This is a genomic window from Roseibium album (assembly GCF_001404515.1).
GTDB classification, from domain to species: domain Bacteria; phylum Pseudomonadota; class Alphaproteobacteria; order Rhizobiales; family Stappiaceae; genus Roseibium; species Roseibium album.
Map to the genome: position 1 here is coordinate 41,494 of NZ_CXWE01000016.1, position 23,632 is coordinate 65,125.

Consider the following 23,632-nt stretch of genomic DNA (forward strand, 5'->3'; position numbering starts at 1 on the left):
GGCTCCTCCCTCAGCGGTCTCTGGATCCCTTTCGAAGAAAGCGGATCTAAATCGGATGCTTGCGCACGTTTTTCAAAATGGTCTGCAATGTCGCAACAAAGGTTCGCTGATCAGCGTCGCTGATCCCGCGAAACATCTGCTGGTGGGCCGTTGCCAGATGCGGCCAGAGCATGTCATGCGTGTGCCGTCCCTCTGTCGTCAGGTGTATCCGAACAGCCCTGCTGTCGTCCTTGTCGGTGACCCTTTCCACCAGGCCGTCGCGCTCCAGCGCATCAAGGGCACGACTGAGCGTCGATGTTTCGACCACGGCGTAAATCGACAGATCCCGGATCAGCAATCCATCAAGCACGGAAAGGACCGCAAGCGCGCGCATCTTTGGCGTCGTGAGCCCGAGCTTTGCCATTTCATCGCGCAGCGCGGCATTGTAGCGCCCCATGATGCGGTTCATCAGGTAAGGCGGAAAATTCTCAAGTCCGATCTCACCCAGGCGCGGGACGCGGGCATTCTGCTCCATCAGCTCCAGCCCGTCTTCCTTTTTCATGCACCCATCCTTTTTGCCAGGTTGTAGCCGGACCCGCCGCCAAGCCCCGGACCCGGATGCGTCGAGGCACCGATCATGTGAAGGTTTGCAATCGCGGTGGCGCTGTTAACGGATTGGGTGAAGGGGCGCCAGACGAAAAACTGGTCAATGCTACAGGCACCGCCATAGGGATCGCCGCCCACAAGGTTCATGTTGAGATCATTCAGGTCGGCAGGTGAATAAGCGCGGTGCGCGAGCCTGATCCCGTCAAAATTCCGGATGTGCCTTCGCAAAATTCCCTCAAGCCTGTCGGCGAAGGCTTCACGCGAAGCCTCTGTCCATTCCGGGCCCGTCTCGATCTCGCCTGCGGCATCTCCCTTGATCACGCGCGGTGCATCGGGGATCTGGAGCCACAACACTGCTTTCCCATCCGGCACACGTGACGGATCCAGCCTGTGCGGCTGGCCGACACAGATTGTCGGCGTTACCGGCAACAGGCCTCTTTCGGCCTCGTTTGAGGATTTCGAGACACTGTCGATCCCGTCTGTCAGGTGGATCAATGCAACATCTTCAAGTCCGTCAGCAATCCATTCCGGCTCGCCGCTCAACGCGTAGTGCAACTGGAAATTTCCGCGCCCGTACCTGTAACGCTCCGCATGTGCCGGCGGCGGCGCGTCTTCGAGCAGCCGTTGGTGGAGTTGTGTCGGTGTGACCGAGGCAATGACGGATTTCGCTTCGATACTCTGACCGCCGACTGTTTCGACTCCAACTGCCTTGCCGTTCGTGACGGTGATACGCTCGACATCGACACCGGTGCGGATCTCGCCCCCATTTTCCTCGATCAGGCTTCGAAACACCTCTGGAACCTTTCCCGCGCCCCCCTTGGCAACGGGAGCCCCGGCGGCTTCCAGGGCAAACGCGATGACCCGTCCCATCTGGCCGGAATAGGTGCTTTCCGGAGTCAAGCCGGTGTGCAATACCCACGGCGCCCAGAGTGCCTGCACTGTTTCGCTGTCGTAACCGTGTTCCAGCCAGGCTCGTGCAGGCTGAAGGGCATCACCGAACCAGGTTTTCAACCCGTTCAATCCGAGTTTCCAGGCCTGTCTGGCCATGAGCCGCGCCATCTTGCCTGACCAGAGCGGACTGCCCAGCAGGGCAAACAGAAAATCCGCGTCCGCCTCAATGCCTCCGACATCTGCTGCATGCTGACTGCCATCTCCCGGCCCAAGGGCATCAAATGCGGCGACATTGGCTGCACGGTCCATCGTGAGGACGGCCGTCTGGCCGCCTGGGCGCAATACGGCGGTGGGATTGGCAGAGTGACAGAACTCAAGGCCGTGGCGACCGAGGTCCGCGGCGAGTTCACCGTAAGCCGGAGACGTCAGAAACAGAACGAAGGTGGCCGCCATCACATCATGATGAAAACCGGGTAGCGTGATCTCTTCGGTCCGCATGCATCCGCCAATGCGATCCGCTCGCTCGAGCACCAGAACAGGTTCGCCCTTGCGCGACAGCAATGCTGCCGCGACGAGTGCGTTGATCCCGGAACCGATAATCACATGCGGTGCGGACACGAAACCGGCCTCAGTTGCGCGGAACCAGGGCCAAAGCGCGGATCGGGCTGCCCGTGCCGCGTTCGATCTTCAATGGCGCTGCAATGAGGATAGCGCCCTTGGCCGGGAGCTTGCTCAGATTGGTCAGCGACGCAAGACCGAAACAATTGTCCCTGTGAAGAAGATTATGAGCCGGGTAGGGTGGCTCCATGCCACCGGCCTGGCCGGCATCCGTACCGATACACTGGGTCCCCCAACCGACAATCTTCTTCGACAGCAGATATTCGATTGCGTCCGGGGTCGGGCCGGGGCTATGCGGACCGGTCTCGTCGGTATTCAGGAACAGGTTCTCATCATGCGCCCGGTTATCCCAGTCGGTGCGCATGACGACCCATTCGCCGGCACCGATCGCACCATGCTCCGCTTCCCACGCCTTGATGAGGTCAGCAGTCAGAAGGAAATCGGCGTTTTCCGTGCTTTCCTTCGAGCAATCAATCACGTTTACCGGGGCGACGAGGCGCTGCACACTGAGCGTGTCGGTAAAGCCGTCTTCGTAGTCCTTACCCGTGATCCAGTGATGCGGCGCATCGAAATGCGTGCCGGAATGCTCACCCAGAACCATCCAGTTCCACGCGAAAAACGGTCCGTCTGAATCATATTCGCTGATCTTGTGGATTTCGACCTTGGGCGTGTTCTTGGCGAAATCTGGCGGCAGCTGAATGATCGGCGTGCCCGGTCCCAAAACGCCCGTGCAGTCCACCACTTCAACTTCGCCGGACAGAATTTTCGACCCCAGTCCGCTGAGTGCGCTCTCTGCTGACATCTCTTGCTCCCTCTGTACCACTTGGCCTGTCGGCTCGTTTTAGCAATTCAATGCTAGACAGATTTAGTTGTATTTGCAATTATCTATTTCGAGGGGACAAGGATTTGCGCGATGGATGAGACTCTGGACGGCGTGATCATCGGCAGCGGACACAATAGCCTGGCCTGCGCAGTCCATCTTGCTGCGAATGGCTGGAAGGTCGGCGTCTTTGAACGCGCTGCAACGCCCGGCGGGGCTGTAAAAACGGGAGAGTATACTCTTCCCGGGTATCGTCACGACTGGGCGGCAATGAACCTCTCCCTTTTCGCCGGATCCGGATTTTGCAAGGAGCATGGCGACGAGCTGCGAAGCAATGGGCTGGAATTTGCTCCGGCATCTGATTGTTTCTCTTCCGTTTTTCCTGACGGCTCCTGGTTGGGCGTCAGCAATGACCTCGAAACGACCGCAGGCAGGATTGAGGCGATCAGCCCGGAAGACGGGAAGGTCTGGCGAGAATTGACCAGAGAGTTTCCCGCCACCGCAGAAGCGCTGGTCGGTCTACTCAGCAGCCCGGCAAAAAAACGTGCATTTGCATATATATTATATAAAAAGTGGCGACAGTCCGGAACGGCTGGCGTCCTCGACCTTGGCCGATTCCTGCTGTCGTCGCCACGCGACTGGCTGAACGAGACCTTTGAATCCCCGAAAGTACGCGCGTTGCTCGGCGCCTGGGGAATGCATCTGGACTTCGCCCCCGACATCTCTGGCGGCGCGCTGTTTCCCTATCTGGAAGGCATGGCGAACCAGGCATTCGGAATGGTTCTGGGCAAAGGTGGCGCCGGAACCGCGACGTCCGCCATGATGTCGACGCTCGAAGCACGCGGCGGCACGGTAACCTGCGATGCAGAGGTTACCCGCATCATCGTCGAAAACGGCGAAGCAAAAGGCATCGAACTTGCCGATGGACGCAAGATCATGGCGAGCAAGGCGGTAATCGCGAATGTTGCCCCCAAGGCCCTTCTGAAACTCGCCGGAGAGACCGGCAACACACACTACGACGACGGGCTGAGGAAATTTTCCCATGCTCCGGGAACGATGATGATGCATCTTGCCGTCGACGCTCTTCCCGACTGGCGGGCCGGCGACGAACTCAAGAAGTTCGCCTACGTTCATCTGGCGCCCGAAATCGACCAGATGGCCCGCACCTATGCCCAGGCACAGGCAGGCCTGCTGCCTGACGAGCCGATCATCGTCTGCGGTCAGCCAACCGCGATCGATGCAAGCCGTGCGCCCGAGGGAAAGCACGTGTTGTGGCTGCAGATCCGGATGGCGCCGGGGAACATCAGGGGCGATGCCGCAAACAAGATCACGGCAACAGACTGGGAAACGGCGGCCGAACCTTTTGCGGAGCGGGCACTTGATATCGTTGAACGCTATGCGCCGGGAACACGCTCGAAAATTCTGAAATCGCATATTGTGACACCCGCCATGATGGAGGCGGACAATCCAAATCTGGTTGGAGGAGATCAGATTTGCGGAAGCCATCACCTGACCCAGCACTTCATGTTCAGACCTGTACGCGGCCATGCCGACGGAAGCACGCCGGTGGGGAACCTGTTCCATACCGGTGCTGCCGTTTGGCCGGGAGCAGGCACGGGAGCCGGGCCCGGATATCTTCTCGCTCGAAAGCTCGCCGGATAGCGAAAACGAAAACACGCACGGCGTTCAGATAAAAATGGGGAACGTAACAATGAAGGTTTCAAGACGCACGCTTCTTAAAAGCGCGGCCGCCAGCGGAGTGCTGACAGCCGTGGGAACTCCCGTATTTGCAAGCGATATCGATGAACTGGTTATCGCCTACAACGTCAATCTGCCGAGCTGGGACCCGACTGTCGGCCCTTCTGCGGTGAACCCGACAATCCAGGGTATCTACCAGTCCGTTTTCGACATGTTCATTCATCAGAACCCGGATCTGAGTTTCGGACCGGGCATCGTGACCGAGTGGGGCTGGAACGACGACAAGTCCAAGATCTGGATGGATGTGCGCGAAGGCGTGACCTGGCACAATGGCGATCCGCTGACACCGGAAGACGTTGTCTGGTCGCTTGAAAGGGCCGGCAACCCGGAAACGGGCAATCCAATCCAGTTCATCTGGGGCAAGATCGGCAATTTCCAGATCGACGGCAACCGGATTACGGCGGATGTGAAGGAATACGAACCCACGATCTTCAAATGGATGAGCTTCCTGACAGGCTACGTACTTCCGAAAAAATACTATGAAGAAGTCGGTGCGGAGGGCTTCGAAGCCAATCCGGTCGGAACCGGTCCCTATATGGTCGACAAGTTCGAGCGCAACGCGTTCGTGCGCTTGAAAGCCAACGAAAACTACTGGGGCGGTGCGCCGGAATTCAAGACGGTTACGATAAAATTTGTCACGGATGCTTCCAGCCGTACCTTCGAGGTCAGCTCGGGCAACTCTCACGTAACCCTTGAAATGCCTTACGAGGAATTCGACCGCCTGAAACAGCAGGACGGCATCGAGGGAACAGCGGCTCCGATCTCCGATATCGGCATGATATTCATCAATGATGTCGAACCGATGAACGATCCGAACGTGCGCATGGCAATGGCACACGCGATCGACAAGAAGACCATCATCGAACGGCTTTTGTCCGGCTATGGTGTTGCTATCGATACGCTTCAAACGCCTGACTACACCGCCTACGATCCTTCCGTCACGGTTCCCTATGACCCGGAAAAGGCAAAGGAACTGCTTGCTGCATCCGGATATGGTCCGGACAATCCGGTCAAGTTCAAGATCCAGACCACACGCGGTTTCAAGCCCAAAGACTACGAGATCATTCAGGTCATCGTCGGTCTGTGGCGCAAGGTCGGTATCGAAGCCGAAATCGAGGTCTACGAGATCGCCAAGCACTACGAACTGCGCGCGGCAGACACGCTCGCACCGGCTGCGTTCTACAACTGGGGCAACGCGATCGGGGATCCGACCACGTCGACAGGGTTTGCCATGTTCGGCCCGTCACCACATTCGGTCTGGGACGGGGAAGACCTGATGCAGATGATCATTCCGCTCTGGGGTGAAGCCGACGAGCAGAAACGCATCGACGGCTGGAAGGAAGTGGACAAGCACATTGCCGAAAACGCACTTGTGCTGCCGCTGATCCAGTATGTGCAGCCGATCCTGCACAGTGACAAGGTCAAGGTTACGCCGCATGCCTCCGGTGCCTTGCTGCCGCATCTGATGACCCGTTCGTAAGTCCGGGAAAGATCAACTCCGTCTTCGCCGCTGGACCTGTTCCCACCCTTTCAACGGGTCCCGCGGCGGTTCTCTTTTCCGAACGACAGGCCTGAACCTCACATGCAGATCGTGCGTGCGCTGCTGACGCGCCTAGCGACAACACTGGTAACCCTGTTGGGTGCAGCCATCATCGTATTTGTCGTGATCCGGGTCGTCCCAGGCAATCCGATTGCAATGATGTTGCCACCCGGTGCCACAGAAGCGGATATCGAGCGCCTGAAAACGCTTTACGGCCTGGACAAGAGCATTCCGGAACAATTCTGGATCTGGATCGTCAATGTCGTTCAAGGCGATTTCGGAACTTCGATCACCTTGCGCCAACCGGTCTTCGATCTTGTGATCGGCCGCTTGCCGGCGACACTGGAACTCTCGCTGATGGCCCTTCTGATCGCGGTACTCATCGGCGGAACCGCAGCACTGACCGCGACACTTTACCGGGATACCAAGATCGAGGGCGGCATCGATGTGGCGGGCGGCGTCGCCCTGTCGCTGCCTGATTTCCTTTGGGGACTGGCGCTCATCCTGGTTCTCGGCGTCCTCTGGCCGCTGTTTCACATCTCCGGGCGTGTGTCCCCGTCACTCGGCTTCGACTTCCAATCCAATTTCTTTCTGCTCGAGGCCCTGCTCAGATTTCGTTTCGACGTCGTTTTCGATCTGCTCGGACACATGCTGCTGCCGGCTTTTGCCCTGGCAATCCCGCTCGCCGCCATCATCCTGCAATTGCTCAAGCAGTCGTTGAAGGAATGCATGCATGACGACTACATCACACTCGCCCGCACAAAGGGCTATTCCGAAACGTCGATCATCACCCGCGATGCATTGCCGAATGCGATCCTGCCGACTTTGACTCTCATCGGTGTGCAGTTCACCTTTCTCATCGGCGGCACGGTGATCATCGAGAGGCTGTTTTCCTACGAAGGCCTCGGCAACATGGCGATCGATGCCGTCATCAACCGCGATCTTCCGCTCATTCAGGGCATCGTTCTGGTGTTCGCCCTGCTGTTTACTCTCGTCAATCTTCTGGTGGACATGACCTACGCCGCATTGAACCCGAGGTTGCGCCATGCGTGATGCCCGCGGAGACATTCGCCAATTGCCCGGTCTTCGGCTCTGGCTGAGCGGCGGCTGGCTGCTCCTCCTGGTGCTGGCGGCCATCTTTGCGCCGATGCTCAGCCCGCATGACCCGCTGGAGCAGGATCTCTTTGCGGCACGGCTTCCCCCTTTCTGGGAGCAGGGTGCCGACCCTGCCTATCTCCTGGGGACGGACTCGCTCGGCCGCGACCTGCTGAGCCGGATGCTCTATGGCGCGAGACTGGCGCTGACCGTTGCCCTTGTCGCCGGCACACTCACCTGCCTGGTGGGTGCGACGCTCGGGCTGATCGCAGGCTATTATCGCGGTTGGGCAGATCTGGTGATCTCACGCCTGGTCGATATCTGGATGGCATTTCCACCGGTCCTCTTCGCCATCCTTCTGATTGCCGTTCTTGGCACCGGCCTGACATCGATCATCATCGCTATCGTGGTCATCGACTGGACGCGGTTTTCCCGTGTCGTGCGGGCCGAGGCCATGAGCCAGGGCGCGATGGACTACGTTGCCTCTGCACAAGTGGCCGGCCGCAGCCGGCTCGGGATCGCGCTCGCGGAAATCCTGCCCAATGTGTTGCCGACCATCGTTGCGCTGCTGACCCTCGAAATGGGGATTGCAGTGATCGTCGAAGCAATCCTGAGCTTCGTCAACCTGTCCATTTCGACCGACGAACCGACCTGGGGCGGCATGATCGCGGAAGGCCGGACATCAATCTACCAGGCCTGGTGGGTGCTGGTATTTCCCCTCTTTGCGCTCTTCCTGACGGTGCTCAGTTTCTCGCAACTTGGCGAAGGCCTCAAAGAATACTTCGATCCGGTGCTGCGATGAGCTACCTCTCCATTCAGGATCTGTCGGTCCGGCTGAGAAACGGCCTCCCCCTGCTGCGCAAGGTCTCGCTCGATGTGAAGGCCGGGGAGGTTCGCGCCCTGGTCGGAGAAAGCGGCGCCGGCAAAAGCATGATCGGCAAAGCGGTGCTGGGTATTCTGCCGAGGGCAGTGCGCCTTACCGGCGGGAAAATCCTCCTCGATGGTGAAGATCTTCTGGCGTTGCCGCCAAAGACAAGACGTCAGAGGATCGGCGCAAAGGCCGCGCTGATCCCGCAGGATCCGCTGACTGCGCTGAATCCGTCCCGACGGATCGGACCACAGATTACGGATCGCCTCGTCGACATTCTCGGCTGGAAGCGTCCCGAGGCCGAAGCGCGCGCGCTTGAGTTGCTGGAAGAGGTCCACATTCAGTCGCCCGGGCGCGTGATGAAGTCCTATCCGCACGAACTGTCCGGCGGCATGCGGCAACGGATCCTGATTGCGTCCGCCTTTGCCGCCGAGCCCAAACTCATCATCGCGGATGAACCGACGACTGCGCTCGATGTAACGGTTCAAAAACAGATCCTTAAACTGATCCGCGAAATGCAGGAACGGCACCAGACAGCGCTCCTGTTCGTGACGCACGATCTCGGCGTCGTGTCAAAAATCAGCCAGTCTCTTTCTGTTCTCTATGCGGGAAAGGTTATCGAGGACACCGATGTTCGTGCCTTTTTCGATGCCCCGCGCCACGCCTATTCGAAGGCGCTTCTGGCAGCCACCCCCAAATACACCGATCCGGATGGCTCGCTGATGCCGGTCCCGGACAACATCATCGCTGCGGTGGAACGCGAAGTCGCCGCTTTCGATGCGCAAATGAACGAGTGATGAGAAGCCGTGAGTGACCTGATCTACCAGCTCAAGGACTTGAAAGTCTCCTTTCCGGACCTGTCGCAAAAACCGCTTCTAGGCGCCGCCCCGCGAACACAAGTCCTCAAGGGCCTGACATTCGATGTCGCAAAGGGCGATGTCCTCGGCATTGTCGGCGGTTCCGGCTCGGGCAAATCGACCCTGGGACGCACCATGATCCGTCTGCTGGAACCGGATTCGGGCTCGGTCCTGTTCGAGGGCAGTGAAATCGCGCATATGAACGAAGACGATCTGCGCCCCCTTCGCAAGAAGTTCCAGATGATCTTTCAGGATCCGATGTCCTCGCTCAACCCGCGCCGACAGGTCGGCGGTATTATTGCCGGGCCCATGCGTCTGCAGGGGTTCGACAACCTGTCTGCGCGCGTGAACGAAGCGCTGGAGATGGTCGGACTGCCGAAAACCTTCACGAACCGCTATCCGCACGAGCTTTCAGGCGGCCAAAGACAAAGGGTGGGGATCGCCCGCGCCATTGCACTCAGGCCAGATTTCATTCTGGCCGACGAAATCGTCTCCGGACTCGATGTCTCCTCCCAGGCCCAGGTCCTGAATCTTCTGGAACAGCTGGTTCGGGATCTGGGATTGACACTCGCCTTTGTCAGCCATGACCTGTCCGTAATCCGGCGCCTGTGCAGTCGCATTCTCGTTCTCCATCAGGGGGAGATTGTCGAAAACGCACTGACAGCAAATCTCTTTTCCAACCCGCAGGCCGACTATACCAGGACGCTGCTCGATGCCATTCCGCTGCCAGATCCAAATCAGGTCTGGGAATAAAGCAACCGGTGGCCGATCCAAGATCAAATCCATATCCCGACTTCTCTCTGGTTCGCGGTAGACTTTAGGCAGCAAAGCTTTGTCTGCAATGAAAGCTGTACACTGTTCCGTACATGACTTGAGTCAAACCCAACAATTCGAATTCCTGCTAGAAAACTTCCGGAGACTTCGAAGGAACACGTTTCGCTTCGAAACAGCAAAGCACTCCAAATCCGCATTTCGAAGTGCATGACCGCAACCGGCAAACGTGCACCAGACGGATCTAGGGGGGGCAGATTTACCTAGGTGAATCTGGAAGGGATCTTGGAAAAATGCCGAATGAACGCCGCAGGAAAATTGCGCAGAACTCTCTGCTGTTGAAAAGCTTCTCACAGGACATTCAGGACATGATCCTCAGCATGTCGAGCTGGCGCGAATACGACCGCGGCGAGACGCTGTTCCTGCAGGGTGAAACGGCCCACGCCATTCACATCGTGACGGGAGGGTGGGTGAAACTCTACCGGATCGCGCCGAATGGCGGCGAAGCGGTGGTGAATGTTTTTGCCAAGGGCGAAAGTTTCGGCGAGGCCGTCGCGTTCCGTGGCCATGCCTATCCGGTTTCCGCAGAGGCCGTGACAACCTGCGAGGTCATGCGCATTCCGAGCGTTGCGCTGGTCGAGGCGATGAGGAAAGATCCCGAGATCGCGGTTTCCGTGCTTGCCTCGACATTCACTCACCTGCACTCACTTGTCTCGCAACTTGAACAACTCAAGGCGCATACGGGTCCTCAAAGGGTTGCGGAATTCCTGCTCGGCCTTTGCGAACAGGAGGAGGGCAGTTGCGTTGTTACCCTGCCCTATGACAAGTTTCTGATTGCCGGCCGTCTCGGCATGAAGCCGGAGAGCCTGTCACGCTCTTTCGCGAAACTGAAGACTGTCGGCGTTCATATCAACCGGAACAATGCAGCCATAGAAGACATCGAGCGGCTTCGCGACTTCTCCGAAACCGACCCGGTCGAAGCCTGGCACAAGGCGCAATGACAGACCTAGAAAAAGCACTGAGAACCATAGACGAAGCCAACGCTGCCGACCCAGGTCAGGAAGAGGGTCAACCTGCCGCCCTGCTCTACGGACAGCGGATGAGTTCGGAGCTGGGACGGCTTTATCCCGGCGCACCGGATACGCTCCGGATCGCAGCACGCGGCCAGCATATCGAACGGTGGACCCTGCCCAGAGCTTCGTATCCGGAAGGCAAGGCCGGCTACCATGCATGGCGCGGCGCTCTTGCCAAACGCCATGCGGAAAGAGTTGGCGCAATCATGACGGACGCCGGGTACGGAAAGGAGGATATCGACGCTGCGCAGCGCATGTTGCGGAAGGAAGGCATCAAGCGCCACGACGATGTCCAAACGCTGGAAAACGTGATCTGCTTCGTGTTCCTCAAATGGTATTTCGCGCCATTTGCCGCCAAGCACACCGAGGAAAAAGTGCTCGGGATCGTTCAGAAAACGGCTCGGAAAATGTCAAGTGACGCCAGGATCCGTGTTCTGAAGGAATTCGATCTCCCGGAACCGCTCGCCGCGGCCTTCAGGGACTGACTTCGGGGATCAGAAACAATCCGAGCAACAACAGGCAAAACAGCCCGAGCGCCCAGTTGAAACCCGATAACCAGACCGGTGCCTGCCAGAGCCCGAGGTAGCGGGACAGGATCACGCGCGCCTTCATCCATGCAAAAACCAGCACCAATCCGCCAGTCGCGCCAGCACCAAGTGTTTCGGTGAATCCGGCGGCGATCAGGACGGATGCGGCGCTGAGAAAGAGCAGACCGAACCAGGCACGGGTTATTGTGTCGAATGTCATTTTTCTCTCATGCCAGCAGATAGATCACCGGAAACAGCAACACCCAGACAAGATCCACCATATGCCAGAAAGCGGTGCCGACTTCGACATTGCGGGACGTCCTTTTCCAGGACACCAAAGCCAAAATCACCATACCCGCCAACACGTGCAGGGCATGAAACCCTGTCAGAAGGTAGTAGAACGTGAAGAACGGATGTGTCTCCGTTGAAATGCCCTGCCCAGCGACGTCGGCATATTCATAGATCTTGATCGCCAGGAAGACTGCGCCAAGCAATCCTGCCCACAACAGGTTCCAGCGAACGCTGGATTGCCTTTGACCTTTGCTGAGATCGAGCGCGCGGGCGGCGAAATAACCGCTTGTGATCAGGACAATCGTGTTTAAGCCGGCAAGGGCCGGATGAAGATAGTTCCGTGCGGCGGCAAACCCATCCGGATCCACGACCCTGACACCCAGAAATGCAGCAAGCCCTGCCCCGAAGACCAGAAGCTCGCTTACAATCAGGACCCACATCATCAGGTCCCCGGGCAGTTCATCGAGCACTCCGGAATTATTCGTTTCCCCGGCCCTCATCTGCTCACCCACCGACGAGCTGGCGGTAGATCTGCGGCAACGCCTGGGTCAGCTTGTCGGGATGCGGGATCAGCGCGAAGCCACCCTGGCCAAACAAGCGCGGAAACCATGATTTAGCCGACTTGTCGATGGTAACACCGAACACGGCCTGCCCTGCCCTTCGGGCTTCCCTGACGGCCATTCGCGTATCCTCGATACCGTGACGGCCTTCATAATGATCGAGATCGTTGGGCTTTCCGTCGGTGATCACAAGAAGCAGTTTTCGCTTTCGGGACTGTTTTTCCAGTTCCCGGGAGGCATGGCGCATGGCAGCTCCGAGCCTTGTGTAGAATCCCGGCTTCAAACCGCTGATCCGGTGTTCGACGGTCCGGGACATGGGTTCGTCGAAACGCTTGCAATTTTGCAGGTAGACGCGGTGACGTTTCAACGACGAGAAGGCGGATATCGCAAAATCGTCGCCGCAGGCATTGAGTCCCCAGGCAAGCGCAGTGAGGGCTTCGCGTTCGATTTCAATCACCGCGCGACCAGATACGGCACTTTCGGTCGACCTTGAAACATCGAGCAGGATGGAGACTGCAAGGTCCCTTGCTTCTGGCCGGGTCTGCAGCCAGATCCGGTCATTGCCAACGCCGGAGGCAATCCGCTCAACCTGTGATCTGACAGCGGCATCCATGTCGAGGCCATCGCCTTCCAGATGGCCACGCGTCGTGACCCTGCCGGGCCTGAGCGCCTCGAATTGGCGTTTGACAGACCGGATACGCCGCGCGGCCCTGGGGTCCCTGGCAGCAATATCCTGTTCCGGATCAGCATCCGCGACGCTGGTGAGCACGCAAACGTGGTCGGACAGATACTTTCCGGTGCGTGTGTCCCATTCCGGATACAGGACACGACCGGACAGCCTTTCCCGATCAACGTCTTCCGGCGCAAGATCCAGATGCAGTTTCAGACGCGTCGCGGGTGCTTTTGAGATCTGCCCAAGGCCGATTTCTTCCTGATCTTCGGCAGCCTTCCTCGCATTGTCGTTGTCGTCGTCATCGACGCGGCGATTGAGATTCAGGAATTCGGTCCAGCTCAGGATCGCTTCGAACTTGTGAAGGATCAGGCTGTCTTTTCGTTCCGCCTGTTCGGATTTGCGACGTCTGGCGCGGATGGTCTTGCCGGTCGCCTGTTCCGGCGTTCCTTCCGTGTCGCGGTTTTCGACCGCATCTCCGGTTGAAAAGACGACATCACGCAGGCGCGGCCAAACCGGTACGGGCCGGAAGGGGTGATATCCTCGAGGCGCGGTAAATCCCGTCAGATCATCCTCTTGAAGAGCTGCCTTCATTGCTTCCGCGTCCGGCGGGAGTTCGGCCGGATCGCCAAGCAAGTGGCGCACGAGTGTTTCCACTGTCGCTTCAATGGCCGGCAGGGAGGCGGCATTCCGTTGCGCGAGTGCGCCGTGACCGAGTTCTCCATAAAGAGCACGCAGCCCGGGTGCCGCCGACAGCGTATCGTGAACCGTCTTTTCGATGAGTTGCAACGCACGCAAATCGGTGCGCAGGAGATCGTCCTCCACAAGATGTTCAGGCGCGTGCGCAGCCATGGCAGTCAGCCAGACATAAAGCGCGGCATTTGCTTCCCTGAACGGGAAAACGGCTAGCTTTTCCGGCAATCGGAGGGTCTCTCCGTCAAAGCTCGCCTGGGGAACGCTTTCTGCTTCCGTGCCGAGGCGCCTCAGGAATCCCAGCCGGTGGCGCGAGACTTCTTCGGAGACCGGGCGAACGTCCACACTGTGGCTTCCGCCCAGTCCCCGAAAAAGCACAGCAAGCCGCCCGCCGACCTCGGAGAGGCCGACCGCGGCTCCATGATGCACCTCAGGTGCATCGAGGCGGCTTGCAAATGCGTGCCACAGTTTCCCGACCGTTTCTTCGGGTTCCCATGGCTCGAAGTCGATCTTGCCCATCGGTCTGGCCTCACCCAAACACGGCCGTGACAAGATCTAGGAGCCCGCGTTTCACGTCTTCATCGTCGGTCAGCGGTTCGATCATCGCGGCCAGTATGGCCCGATCCACCGGCATGCCCTGTGCGACCAGGGTTGCGGCGTAAACAACGAGGCGGGTCGAAACCCCCTCTTCCAGGTCCTGGCCCTTGAGCGCCCGCAATTTTCCGGCAAGGCGGACCAGCGCGGTGACCCGATCCCGGTCCAGTCCGCTTTCTTCAGCCACGACCTCTACTTCAAGATCAACCGGCGGGAATTTGAATTCGAGTGAAATGAAGCGCTGCCGCGTGGACGGTTTCAACGTCTTCAGGATGTTCTGATACCCGGGGTTGTAAGAGGCAACCAGCATGAAACCGGGTGCCGCGGCCAGTTCTTCACTGGTCCGGTCGATCGGAAGCGTCCTGCGGTCATCCGTCAGAGGGTGCAGCACGACGGTGACGTCCTTTCGCGCTTCGACCACTTCATCGAGATAGCAGATTGCGCCTTCCCGAACCGCTCTTGTGAGTGGTCCGTCAACCCAAACCGTTTCACCGCCCTTGAGAAGGTAACGGCCGATCAGATCCGCCGCAGACAAGTCGTCGTGACAGGCAACGGTGTAGAGCTTGCGCCCAAGTTTTTCAGCCATGTGAGCGACGAACCGGGTCTTGCCGCAACCCGTCGGTCCCTTGAGCAGAACCGGCAGGCCATTTTCATAAGCAGCTTCGAATACCGAGCATTCGTCTCCCTGAGGGAGGTAGAAAGGGGCGTCGGCCGCCCCTTTTGCCAAGGATACAGAACCTTCCATGGTCTTACTCCGCAGGAACGTGGTCGGCTTCGCCGGGTTCGATGACTTCGTGTTTGGGCACGGCGATCGCATAGATGAACAACAGTGCACCGATCACGAAGACCGCCCCAGCGCCGAAGCGCATCCAGTAGAACAGGGCGATCTGGTCCTGGACGTCCATGAAGTAATCACCGTTGACCCTTTGCAGGTGGGTCTGGATGGTTCCGGCAAATGTCAGCACGAAGGTCATGAAGGTCATGCCGCCCGCCATCAGCCAGAAGGATGCCATGTTGAGCACCTGGTTATAGGGATCTCGGCCCCGCAGGATAGGCATGGCATAGGTGATGATCGCCAGGTTCAGCGAGACATAGGCGCCGAAGAAGGCCAGGTGGCCGTGAGCCGCGGTGATCTGTGTGCCGTGTGTATAGTAATTGACACCGTGCAACGTGTGCAGGAAGCCCCAGACGCCGGCACCAAAGAACGCGAGCGTCGCGCAACCGAGCGACCACAGCAGTGCCGCCTTGTTGGGGTGATCCCGCCGGCCCTTCCAGACCATGACAAAGGCAAAGGCCATCATTGCGAAAAACGGAATGACTTCCAGCGACGAGAAGATCGAGCCTATCCACTGCCAGTAGCCGGGTGTTCCGATCCAGTAGTAGTGGTGGCCGGTTCCCAGGATACCGGAGAACAGGGCCGCGGCGACGATGACATAGAGCCACTTTTCGACAACTTCCCTGTCGACGCCTGTCAATTTCAGCATCAGGTAGGCCAGGATGGATGCCATGATCAGTTCCCAGACACCTTCAACCCAAAGGTGGACGATGTACCACCAGTATTGTTTGTCCAGAGCCAGGTTGCTCGGATTGTAGAAACTGAACAGGAACAGCAGGGCGAGGCCCCACAGGCCCAGAAGCAGGATGTTGGTGATCGCGGTTTTCTTGCCCTTCAGCACCGTCATGGTGACGTTGTAGAGGAACATCAGCGCGGCAACGACTATGCCTACCTTGACCCACTTGGGCTGTTCGATGAACTCACGCCCTTCCTTGCCAAGCAGAAAGTTGCCTTCAAACGGGTTGAAGACATAAGTGACGACCGCGCCGAGCGTGCCGATCACCAGGATCGCAAGCTGAAGATAGGCGAGCCTGGGCGAATGAAGTTCGCGCTCCGTTTCTTCCGGAATGAGGAAATAGGCCGCTCCGAAGAAGCCGAGCAGCAGCCACACGATCAGGCTGTTGGTGTGCAACATCCTGATAATGTTGAAGGGCAGGACTTCCGAAAGAAAGTTTGGCTGAACATAGACCCAGCCGGCCAGCAATCCGCCCAGTACCTGGATGGCAAAAAGACCCAGGGCGACGGCGAAATACGCCAGGGCGACCTTTTGTGATTGATATTTCATCGTTCGTTCCCTTTGCTTTCAGATCAGCCGGCATCGTTCGGCGGCCAGTCCTGGGCGTCGATCTTGTCGGTCCAGATCAGGAAGTTCGTGAGATCACGGATTTCCTCGTCTGTAAGGTTGAAATTCGGCATCTGCCTGCGGCCTTCGATGCCGGTCGGCATGGATTCCATCCAACCCTTCAGCGTTTCGAAAGCTGCGTCCGGATCGTCCAGAACGCCCCAGCGCGTCATCACGTTCCCGACTTCGGGAGCGAAATAGGCCCCTTCTCCGAGGATCGTGTGACAGTTGATGCAGGCCTTGTCTTCCCAGACACGTTTGCCGGCGGCAACGCTATCGGTGATGCCGGCATGGTCTGTCGATGTCCCTGTAATATAGAAGTGACTGTGGACCGACAGTCCCAGGAAGATGATGATGAAGAACAGTGACCCGCCATAGAAAATATTTCGGGCCATGCTTTTGGTCATGACTTCGCGCATCGCGCGCTCCTTTCCCCCGAGTTGATCGTGGCCACGAGGGTGACAGGCAGTGCCTTTGTTTCCTTAACCAAAGTCAAGCCGATCCAAAGGAGGTCCGGATCACGGCACGCGGGCTGCGACAATGCGGTACAAGAATACCGCCCCCCCTTAAGGAAACTTGTTTATTTACAAAATCTTATCTTCTTGTCAGCAGACAAGGCCTCAAATTATTAATGCGAAAATTACGCCGCGGTGGCTCGTCTTAACGAAAGTCAAGGAAGCGGGCCGGTGATTGCGCAAACTCGCGAGTGCCTCACCAGCATTTGGAGTTTGGAGAATGTCACATCCAGGAAAACGAAAAGGGACAGGCTACGCGTTAGCGACCTGCCTCGCACTGCTGATGGGCAGTGTGACGGCGCCTGCCTTTGCTGAAGGCCCCACGTTGAGCGAGGAGGCCTTTGAAAGTTCCAAACAGCTCTATTTCGAAAGATGCGCAGGTTGCCACGGCGTCCTGCGGAAGGGAGCAACAGGTAAGAATCTCGAGCCGAAATGGAAAAAGACAGCAGCAGACGGAACCGTTACGGAAGGCGGTACGCTGCAACTGGGACAGGAGCGACTTGAAAAGATCATCTCCTGGGGGACTGAAGGCGGCATGAACAACTTCTCGGACATCATGACCGAGCAGGAAATCAAGGACATGTCGACCTACATCATGATGGAGCCGCCTACACCGCCGGAAATGTCACTGGCGCAAATGGAGGCCACCCGGAAGGTCTATGTCGACCCGAAGGACTATCCAACCGAGCCCCTGCACGGCCGGAACTGGGAAAACTTCTTTGTCGTCATCGAGCGTGACGTCGGCAAGGTTGCAGTTGTGGATGGTGACACCAAGGAAGTGTTGGCGCATATCCCGACCGGTTACGCGGTTCACGTCCTGAAAGCCTCCGAGCACCACTCGGTCACCGAGCCCGAGCATCCCGGCCGTTTCTGGTACACCATGGGTCGCGACGGCAAAATGACCAAGATCGACCTCTGGCAGAATCCGGAGAACATGCTGGTCGCTGAAGTCAAGATTGCGTATGACGCACGTGACGTTGCCGTCTCCGGCGATGGCAAATACGTGATCGGCGGCGGATACTGGCCACCTCATTTCGCGATCGTCGATGCGGAAACCATGGAGCCGAAAAAAGTCGTCTCCACCCGCGGCGTGAATGTCGATGGCGAATATGTGGAAGAAAGCCGCGTGGCCGCCATCTACACGACCCCGAACGAGCCCACCTGGATCGTTGCGGTCAAGGAGCTCGGCCAGCTGTGGCAGGTCGACTATACCGATCTCGACAATCTGCGTATCGACAAGATCGATTCGGCGAAGTTCCTGCATGACGGCTTCTTCGACCCGACCGGCCGCTACTTCCAGATCGCCGCGAATGCGTCGAACAAGATGGTGGTGGTCGACACGGAAACGCACAAGCTGGAAGCGATGATCGACACCGCAGCTCTGCCGCACCCCGGCCCGGGCGCCAACTGGGTTGATCCCAATTGCGGTCCGGTCGGTGGCACGACACACCTCGGTGAAGGCACGGTGACGGTCTGGGGCAATGATCCGGCTGAACATCCCGATCAAGCCTGGAAGATCTGCTACGAGGTGGAAACCGATGGTGCCGGGCTCTTCATCCGGACCCATCCGAATTCGAAATACATCTGGGCCGACCAGACCAAGCATCCGGAACCGGAAGTGCAGCAGTCCGTTCAGGTCATTTCGAAGGAAACCGGTGAAATCGTCAAGACGATCCAGATCACCGACGAAGAGGGCAGCGCTGCTGTTCATTTCGAATTCAACCAGGATGGTTCGGAAGTGTGGGTCTCCAAATGGAACCGGTCCACTTCACTGGAACCGAACGGTGAAATCGTGATCTTCGACGCCGAAACGCTTGAAGAAAAAGGCAGGGTCAAAGGACTCTTCGCCCCGACAGGCAAGTTCAACGTCTACAACCGTTCGAACCACGTCACCTGATGTGAGCCAGCACTCCGGAAGGGCGGGCACAACGCCCGCCCTTCCCATTTGCCAGCGGTGAAGGGACTGCATTGACCAAAGGTCGCCCGGAACAGGGCAAACGCTCCCCGCATCCGCATAGCGATCGCTGATGGCCCGGTCACAAGGGCCGGCGGAGAAATCCAAAACGGAGCCTGGTCATGACCGAGAGCAGCCAAGGTGACAAGAAAAAGCCGATCTGGCGCAGATACCTTATCTGGGGAATGCCGATCGGTGGTGTCGCAGCCGTGTTTGTTGGCGGCATCATTTTCTGGGGCGGTTTCAACACCGCAATGGAAGCCACGAATACCAAGCAATTCTGCATTTCCTGTCACGAGATGCGCGACTTCGTCTACGAAGAATACAAGGGTACGATCCACGACGTGAACCGGTCCGGTGTCGGTGCAATGTGCTCCGATTGCCACGTGCCCAAGGACTGGACCCACAAAATCATCCGGAAAGTTCAGGCCTCCAAGGAACTCTGGGGCAAGATGGTGGGAACCATCGACACGCTCGAGAAGTTCGAAGCCAAGCGCCTCCAGCTCGCCAAGAACGAGTGGGAGCGCATGAAGGCCAGCGATTCGCGCGAATGCCGGAACTGCCACGATTTTGAATCGATGATGCCGGAATTCCAGAGACCTCGCGCGCGCCAGCAGCACCTGAACGCCATGTCCAATGGCCAGACCTGCATCGACTGTCACAAAGGCATCGCGCATTCTGACCTGCGTGACCGGGCCGACGAGGAGTATCTGGAAGAACTCGAGGCTCCCCATCCCGGCTTCATTCGTGAAATTCCGCAAGAGTACATGGCCAGCCTTGCCCGTATCGAGGCAAAGGAAGCCGGAGAGGCAGAAGCTGCGAAAGCTGCGCAAAAGGCGCAGCAGGAAGCCGTTCAGACCCAGATCGCAGCGGCTGTGGAGGCCGCCGTTGCGGAGGAACGCGCCAAGTCGGAAGGAAACGGTGCGAGCCAGACCGCAGCAGCCGGTGATGGCGGTGGCAATGTTGCCCCGGATATCGACTGGAATTCGGTCGCAGCAACGGATTTGACGCTGTTCTATCCGGGTCAGGCCTCCTTCGAATGGGTCCAGAACGGAAAAACCCATGGCGGTGCGCGTCCGCTTACAAAGGGGGGCGATGCCTGCACGACCTGCCACGAGAAGGAAATAGAGGCAATCGGAACCAAGATTGTTGCCGGCGGCGAGATCGAACCGACCCCGATCCCGGGTAAGCGCGGCACGATCAATGCCAGCATTCAGGCTGCCCATGACGACGAAAATCTTTATGTGCGGATCCAATGGCCGGACGGCGGCCATAACCCGGCGCCATTCGTCGACGGTGGCAAAATGGATCCGGACAACCAGATCAAGGTTGCCATGATGATCACCGGAACCGGCATCGAAATGGGCGAAACGACCGGATGCTGGTCCTCATGCCATGCGGACAACACGTATATGCCATTCGATCCGGGGGCGGAGGCAATCGCCGCGAATGCCGATGTTGCAGCACAACTCGAAGCGAAGGAGACGATCACCAAATATCTGACCGAAAGCCGGACCAAGGTCGAGGTCAAGGGCCGGCGCGGCAAGGCCCAGGGTGGTTGGGACAAGCTGAAGACAGCTGAAGAGATCGACCAACTGCTTGCGGACGGCACCTTCCTTGATCTGCTGAGGGTCTATGCGGACGGAACGGCTTCCAACGGTTATCTGCTGGACCGCCGTGTTGCCAACGACGGTGAAATGTCCGCTGAGGCAAACCTCTCAGGTGGTGTGTGGACCGTCGTGTTCGCCCGGCCACTTGCTTCCGGGGCACCTGGCGACGTTCCGCTGGAACCGGGAAAGACCTACACGGTCGGGTTTGCGATCCATGACGATTTCGCGGCGGCCCGCTTCCACCATGTAACGCTGAACACCAGTTTCGCGCTGGATGACGACGCGACTCAGATCAATGTGATCAAACAGTAGCCACACGGGCGGCCGGGAAACCGGCCGCCCGTTTGTTCAAAAGGGAGAAATTGCATGTTGTTGAATACGGCCCGTCTTCCCGCTTTCCTGCTGATGTCACTATTCGCCTTTCCGGTCCTTGCGGATGATGAAGACACCGCAGCAATTTGTGCCGAAGCCGAAGCGCGCTACGTCGACATGTTCGGACACCCGTCAGCGGACGAGGACGGCGTAACAGTCGTCAAAATGTACAAGTACAAATTCTGCCCGGAAAACCTTTCCGTGCCGGTCGGAACCACAGTCCGCTGGGTGAATGTCGACAAGAGAACCAGCCACAGCGTGATCCTGAAAGAAGAAGGTGTACCGGAATCCGATCGCCTCTTTCCCGAAGAAAACTTCGAATTCACATTTCTGACGGCCAGACCGACACAGAACTACCTGTGCGGCCCTCATTGGGAAACCCAGAAGATGATCGGCATGATCACCGTAACACATTGATTAAAAACATCTTATTTCGATGAAAAAAGTGGCGGAACCCTTGACAATTATCAAGCAGATCGCAAGCGAAGTAAGAGACCATAAGCCAGAGAATTTTGAGGAGAAGCGAGGTCTTTCATGACTGGAAAAGTCTTTCTCATCGGAGCAGGTCCAGGCGATCCTGAATTGCTGACCGTCAAGTCTGTGCGCATGCTGCAGGACGCCGATGTGGTCGTGTATGACCGTTTGGTCTCTCCCGAAATCCTGTCCATGGCGCCAGCCGGTGCGCAAATGGTTCCGGTCGGCAAATCGCCGGACAACCATCCTGTTCCACAGGAACGGATCAACGAGATCCTGCTTGAATTTGCCCGGAAGGGTCAGATCGTGGCCCGGCTGAAAGGCGGTGATCCACTGATCTTCGGAAGGGGGTCGGAAGAGGCCGCGCATTTGATGGCCCGGGGAATATGCGTTGAGTATGCACCCGGTATCACCGCTGCACAGGGGGCAGCTTCCGTCAGCGGTGTCCCGCTGACACATCGGGGTCTGGCTTCAGGTGTACGCTATGTCACTGGCCACAGGCAGGCCAACGGGTCTCTCGACCTGGACTGGAAGAGCCTTGCCTGCGAGGACACCACGCTCGTCATCTACATGGGTGTTGCCAATATCGGACAGATCGCAATGCGTCTGGTTGCCGAAGGTCTGAGTGACACGACACCGGTCATGGCGATCGCACAGGCAACCACCCCGCGTGAGACAAGACTGTTTTCACAACTCGGCAGAATTACGCTTGATGTTCGTGCGTCGGCCCTGAAAGCCCCAGTCCTCTTTGTCATTGGCAAGGTCGTTACACTCAGCTCGGAATGGCCAGCTTCCGAATCCGACCTGCTGACGGTTTCAAGCCGCACAATCGCCGCCGGACAGCAGGCCCATGCCTAGACTGTTCGCCATCGGCCTTTTGTGTTGCACGCCTGCTCTGGCGGGAGAGACCAGTCCGTCGGCTGACCTGGTCGATCTTGTCCACCAGGACTGCGGGTCTTGCCACGGGCTGACACTCAAGGGTGGGCTTGGACCGGACATCAGGCCTCAATCACTGTCCCACTATGACGTCGAGACTCTTTCCACAGTCGTTTTGGACGGAATTCCGGAAACCGCCATGCCGCCCTGGCGTCCCTTGATGAGTGAAGCGGACGCGAAACGGGTTGCCGAATATCTCTTGCAGGGAGAATTGAAATGAATGCTCTCAGGGGTGTCTTTCTCGCAATTGCGATATCGGGAGCTGTGTTCTCAGGTGCCGCCAAGGCTGACACAATCGTTGCAACCGGTGACCTGGGGCTGGTGGTTGAACGCGCCAGCGGCTCACTCCTTCTGGTGGATCAGTCCGAACGCGCCGTGATTTCTCGGATAGAAGGCCTGGGTGACCTGTCTCATGCGAGTCTCGTCTACTCCCCGGACCAGCGATACGCCTATGTCTTCGGCCGGGATGGTGGCCTGACCAAGGTCGATATCACCGAAAAGAAGATCGTCAATCGCGTCGTCCAGTCCGGTAATGCCATCGGTGGCGCAATCTCGGATGATGGCCGGCTCGTGGCTGTCTCAAACTATGAACCGGGCGGCGTGCGGATCTTCGATGCCGAAACGCTGGATCTCGTTGCCGACATTCCGACCGGCTCCAAGACAATCGGCCTGGTCGACGCGCCCGGCCGGAAATTCGTCTTCACGCTTTGGGATGAAGGGGAAACATGGATCGCGGATCTTTCTTCCCGGGAGCTCAAGGTCACAAAGATCACGGAAATAGGCACCAATCCTTATGACGCCCTGATTACCGGCGACGGCCGTCTCTATATTGCCGGACTTTTTGGTGAGGACGGGCTGACGGCGATCGATCTTTGGGACCCCGAACCAAAACCAATCCGCGTCCTGCCGGAATATGGCCGCGGCCAAAAGGATCTGCCGGTCTACAAGATGCCGCATCTTGAGGGCTGGGCCCGCGCGGGACAGGAATTCGTCCTGCCGGCGGTCGGACATCACCAGGTGCTCTGGATCGACGCGGGCAATCTTTCGGAGACAGGACGGACCGACACATACGGGCAGCCGGTGTTTGCCATGTCCCGTCCGGACGGTCGTCAGGTATGGGTGAATTTTGCTCACCCACTCAACGATACGATCCAGGTCATCGACACGGTCTCGAAAGACATCGTCCACGAGTTCAAACCGGGCAAGGCGGTTCTGCACATGGAATTCACCCCGCGCGGCCACGAGGTATGGGTGTCGGTGCGCGATGCCGGAAAAGTCATGATCTACGACACGAGGACCTTCGAAAAGCGAGGCGAAATCGACGCGGAAAGCCCGTCGGGCATCTTCTTCACCTCACGGGCGCACAGAACGGGACTTTGAGCA

The 23,632-nt window shown here is 58.2% G+C and carries 23 protein-coding genes and 1 pseudogene; 15 read left to right on the forward strand and 9 right to left on the reverse strand.

Translation table 11 applies throughout. From position 1 onward, the window contains the following. Positions 1-46 precede the first annotated feature (46 nt). From LA5095_RS30645 to LA5095_RS30655, 3 genes are read right to left on the reverse strand one after another with little or no spacing between them, the layout of a single operon-like run. Positions 47-541 carry a MarR family winged helix-turn-helix transcriptional regulator gene (locus tag LA5095_RS30645; protein ID WP_196880085.1) on the reverse strand — a complete coding sequence of 165 codons (495 nt, stop codon included), beginning with the start codon at positions 539-541 and terminating at the stop codon, positions 47-49. Beyond that, entirely contained in the window at positions 538-2,094 is a 1,557-nt protein-coding gene (locus LA5095_RS30650; RefSeq protein ID WP_055391769.1) for a phytoene desaturase family protein, read from the reverse strand. Before LA5095_RS30650 ends, LA5095_RS30645 begins: the two co-directional genes overlap by 4 nt. Before the next feature lie 10 nt (positions 2,095-2,104). Next, complete coding sequence (locus LA5095_RS30655) at positions 2,105-2,896, reverse strand: cyclase family protein (RefSeq protein WP_055391812.1); 792 nt, start codon at positions 2,894-2,896, stop codon at positions 2,105-2,107. Positions 2,897-3,007: 111 nt separating this feature from the next. Between LA5095_RS30655 and LA5095_RS30660 the strand changes: the two genes are divergently transcribed. The 8 genes from LA5095_RS30660 (at position 3,008) to LA5095_RS30695 (ending at position 11,361) form a co-directional block, all read left to right on the forward strand. After that, positions 3,008-4,576 (forward strand): phytoene desaturase family protein, encoded by a 1,569-nt coding sequence (locus tag LA5095_RS30660; protein ID WP_055391770.1) that lies wholly within the window; start codon positions 3,008-3,010, stop codon positions 4,574-4,576. Positions 4,577-4,625: 49 nt separating this feature from the next. Further along, positions 4,626-6,152, forward strand: coding sequence for an ABC transporter substrate-binding protein (locus tag LA5095_RS30665; RefSeq protein WP_055391813.1), 1,527 nt, complete (start codon positions 4,626-4,628; stop codon positions 6,150-6,152). 102 nt (positions 6,153-6,254) lie between these two features. After that, on the forward strand, positions 6,255-7,265 hold the full coding sequence (locus tag LA5095_RS30670) for an ABC transporter permease (RefSeq protein ID WP_055391771.1): 1,011 nt from the start codon (positions 6,255-6,257) through the stop codon (positions 7,263-7,265). Continuing rightward, complete coding sequence (locus LA5095_RS30675) at positions 7,258-8,109, forward strand: ABC transporter permease (protein WP_055391772.1); 852 nt, start codon at positions 7,258-7,260, stop codon at positions 8,107-8,109. The genes LA5095_RS30670 and LA5095_RS30675 overlap by 8 nt, the downstream gene beginning before the upstream one ends. Further along, positions 8,106-8,972 carry an ABC transporter ATP-binding protein gene (locus LA5095_RS30680; RefSeq protein WP_055391773.1) on the forward strand — a complete coding sequence of 289 codons (867 nt, stop codon included), beginning with the start codon at positions 8,106-8,108 and terminating at the stop codon, positions 8,970-8,972. Before LA5095_RS30675 ends, LA5095_RS30680 begins: the two co-directional genes overlap by 4 nt. 9 nt (positions 8,973-8,981) lie before the next feature. Continuing rightward, complete coding sequence (locus LA5095_RS30685; RefSeq protein ID WP_055391774.1) at positions 8,982-9,785, forward strand: ATP-binding cassette domain-containing protein; 804 nt, start codon at positions 8,982-8,984, stop codon at positions 9,783-9,785. 311 nt (positions 9,786-10,096) lie between these two features. Beyond that, on the forward strand, positions 10,097-10,804 hold the full coding sequence (locus LA5095_RS30690; protein WP_029066330.1) for a Crp/Fnr family transcriptional regulator: 708 nt from the start codon (positions 10,097-10,099) through the stop codon (positions 10,802-10,804). Beyond that, positions 10,801-11,361 (forward strand): DUF4202 domain-containing protein, encoded by a 561-nt coding sequence (locus LA5095_RS30695; RefSeq protein ID WP_055391775.1) that lies wholly within the window; start codon positions 10,801-10,803, stop codon positions 11,359-11,361. The genes LA5095_RS30690 and LA5095_RS30695 overlap by 4 nt, the downstream gene beginning before the upstream one ends. Here the strand turns inward: LA5095_RS30695 and LA5095_RS30700 are convergent. The 6 genes from LA5095_RS30700 to LA5095_RS30725 are packed head-to-tail and all read right to left on the reverse strand — an operon-like array spanning position 11,351 to position 16,807. Next, entirely contained in the window at positions 11,351-11,623 is a 273-nt protein-coding gene (locus LA5095_RS30700; protein WP_055391776.1) for a hypothetical protein, read from the reverse strand. The genes LA5095_RS30695 and LA5095_RS30700 overlap by 11 nt on opposite strands. Before the next feature lie 7 nt (positions 11,624-11,630). After that, positions 11,631-12,194 (reverse strand): cytochrome c oxidase subunit 3, encoded by a 564-nt coding sequence (locus LA5095_RS30705; protein WP_055391814.1) that lies wholly within the window; start codon positions 12,192-12,194, stop codon positions 11,631-11,633. Positions 12,195-12,198: 4 nt separating this feature from the next. Further along, a complete protein-coding gene (locus tag LA5095_RS30710) occupies positions 12,199-14,136 on the reverse strand; it encodes a nitric oxide reductase activation protein NorD (protein WP_055391777.1) in 1,938 nt (645 codons plus the stop codon). A 10-nt stretch (positions 14,137-14,146) separates the two neighbouring features. Then, positions 14,147-14,956, reverse strand: a complete 810-nt coding sequence (locus tag LA5095_RS30715) for a CbbQ/NirQ/NorQ/GpvN family protein (protein ID WP_055391778.1) — start codon at positions 14,954-14,956, stop codon at positions 14,147-14,149. 4 nt (positions 14,957-14,960) lie between these two features. Then, positions 14,961-16,331 (reverse strand): cbb3-type cytochrome c oxidase subunit I, encoded by a 1,371-nt coding sequence (locus LA5095_RS30720; RefSeq protein WP_055391779.1) that lies wholly within the window; start codon positions 16,329-16,331, stop codon positions 14,961-14,963. 23 nt (positions 16,332-16,354) lie between these two features. Then, positions 16,355-16,807, reverse strand: a complete 453-nt coding sequence (locus tag LA5095_RS30725) for a c-type cytochrome (protein WP_055391780.1) — start codon at positions 16,805-16,807, stop codon at positions 16,355-16,357. Between the two features lie 316 nt (positions 16,808-17,123). Here LA5095_RS30725 and LA5095_RS30730 point away from each other — a divergent pair, with 316 nt between their 5' ends. The 7 genes and pseudogenes from LA5095_RS30730 to LA5095_RS30755 all read left to right on the forward strand — a co-directional run bounded on the left by LA5095_RS30730 (position 17,124) and on the right by LA5095_RS30755 (position 23,629). Continuing rightward, complete coding sequence (locus tag LA5095_RS30730) at positions 17,124-18,800, forward strand: cytochrome D1 domain-containing protein (RefSeq protein WP_055391781.1); 1,677 nt, start codon at positions 17,124-17,126, stop codon at positions 18,798-18,800. Between the two features lie 179 nt (positions 18,801-18,979). Then, positions 18,980-19,534, forward strand: a pseudogene (locus LA5095_RS33365) (NapC/NirT family cytochrome c); the annotation flags it as partial. A gap of 90 nt (positions 19,535-19,624) precedes the next feature. Continuing rightward, positions 19,625-20,779, forward strand: coding sequence for an ethylbenzene dehydrogenase-related protein (locus LA5095_RS33370; protein ID WP_235808804.1), 1,155 nt, complete (start codon positions 19,625-19,627; stop codon positions 20,777-20,779). A gap of 54 nt (positions 20,780-20,833) precedes the next feature. After that, positions 20,834-21,256: a cupredoxin domain-containing protein gene (locus LA5095_RS30740; protein WP_208992927.1), complete on the forward strand. Its 423-nt coding sequence runs from the start codon at positions 20,834-20,836 to the stop codon at positions 21,254-21,256. Between the two features lie 117 nt (positions 21,257-21,373). Next, a complete protein-coding gene (gene cobA, locus LA5095_RS30745) occupies positions 21,374-22,171 on the forward strand; it encodes a uroporphyrinogen-III C-methyltransferase (RefSeq protein WP_055391783.1) in 798 nt (265 codons plus the stop codon). Further along, on the forward strand, positions 22,164-22,469 hold the full coding sequence (locus LA5095_RS30750; protein WP_055391784.1) for a c-type cytochrome: 306 nt from the start codon (positions 22,164-22,166) through the stop codon (positions 22,467-22,469). Before cobA ends, LA5095_RS30750 begins: the two co-directional genes overlap by 8 nt. Further along, entirely contained in the window at positions 22,466-23,629 is a 1,164-nt protein-coding gene (locus LA5095_RS30755) for a cytochrome D1 domain-containing protein (protein ID WP_055391785.1), read from the forward strand. The genes LA5095_RS30750 and LA5095_RS30755 overlap by 4 nt, the downstream gene beginning before the upstream one ends. Positions 23,630-23,632 lie beyond the last annotated feature (3 nt).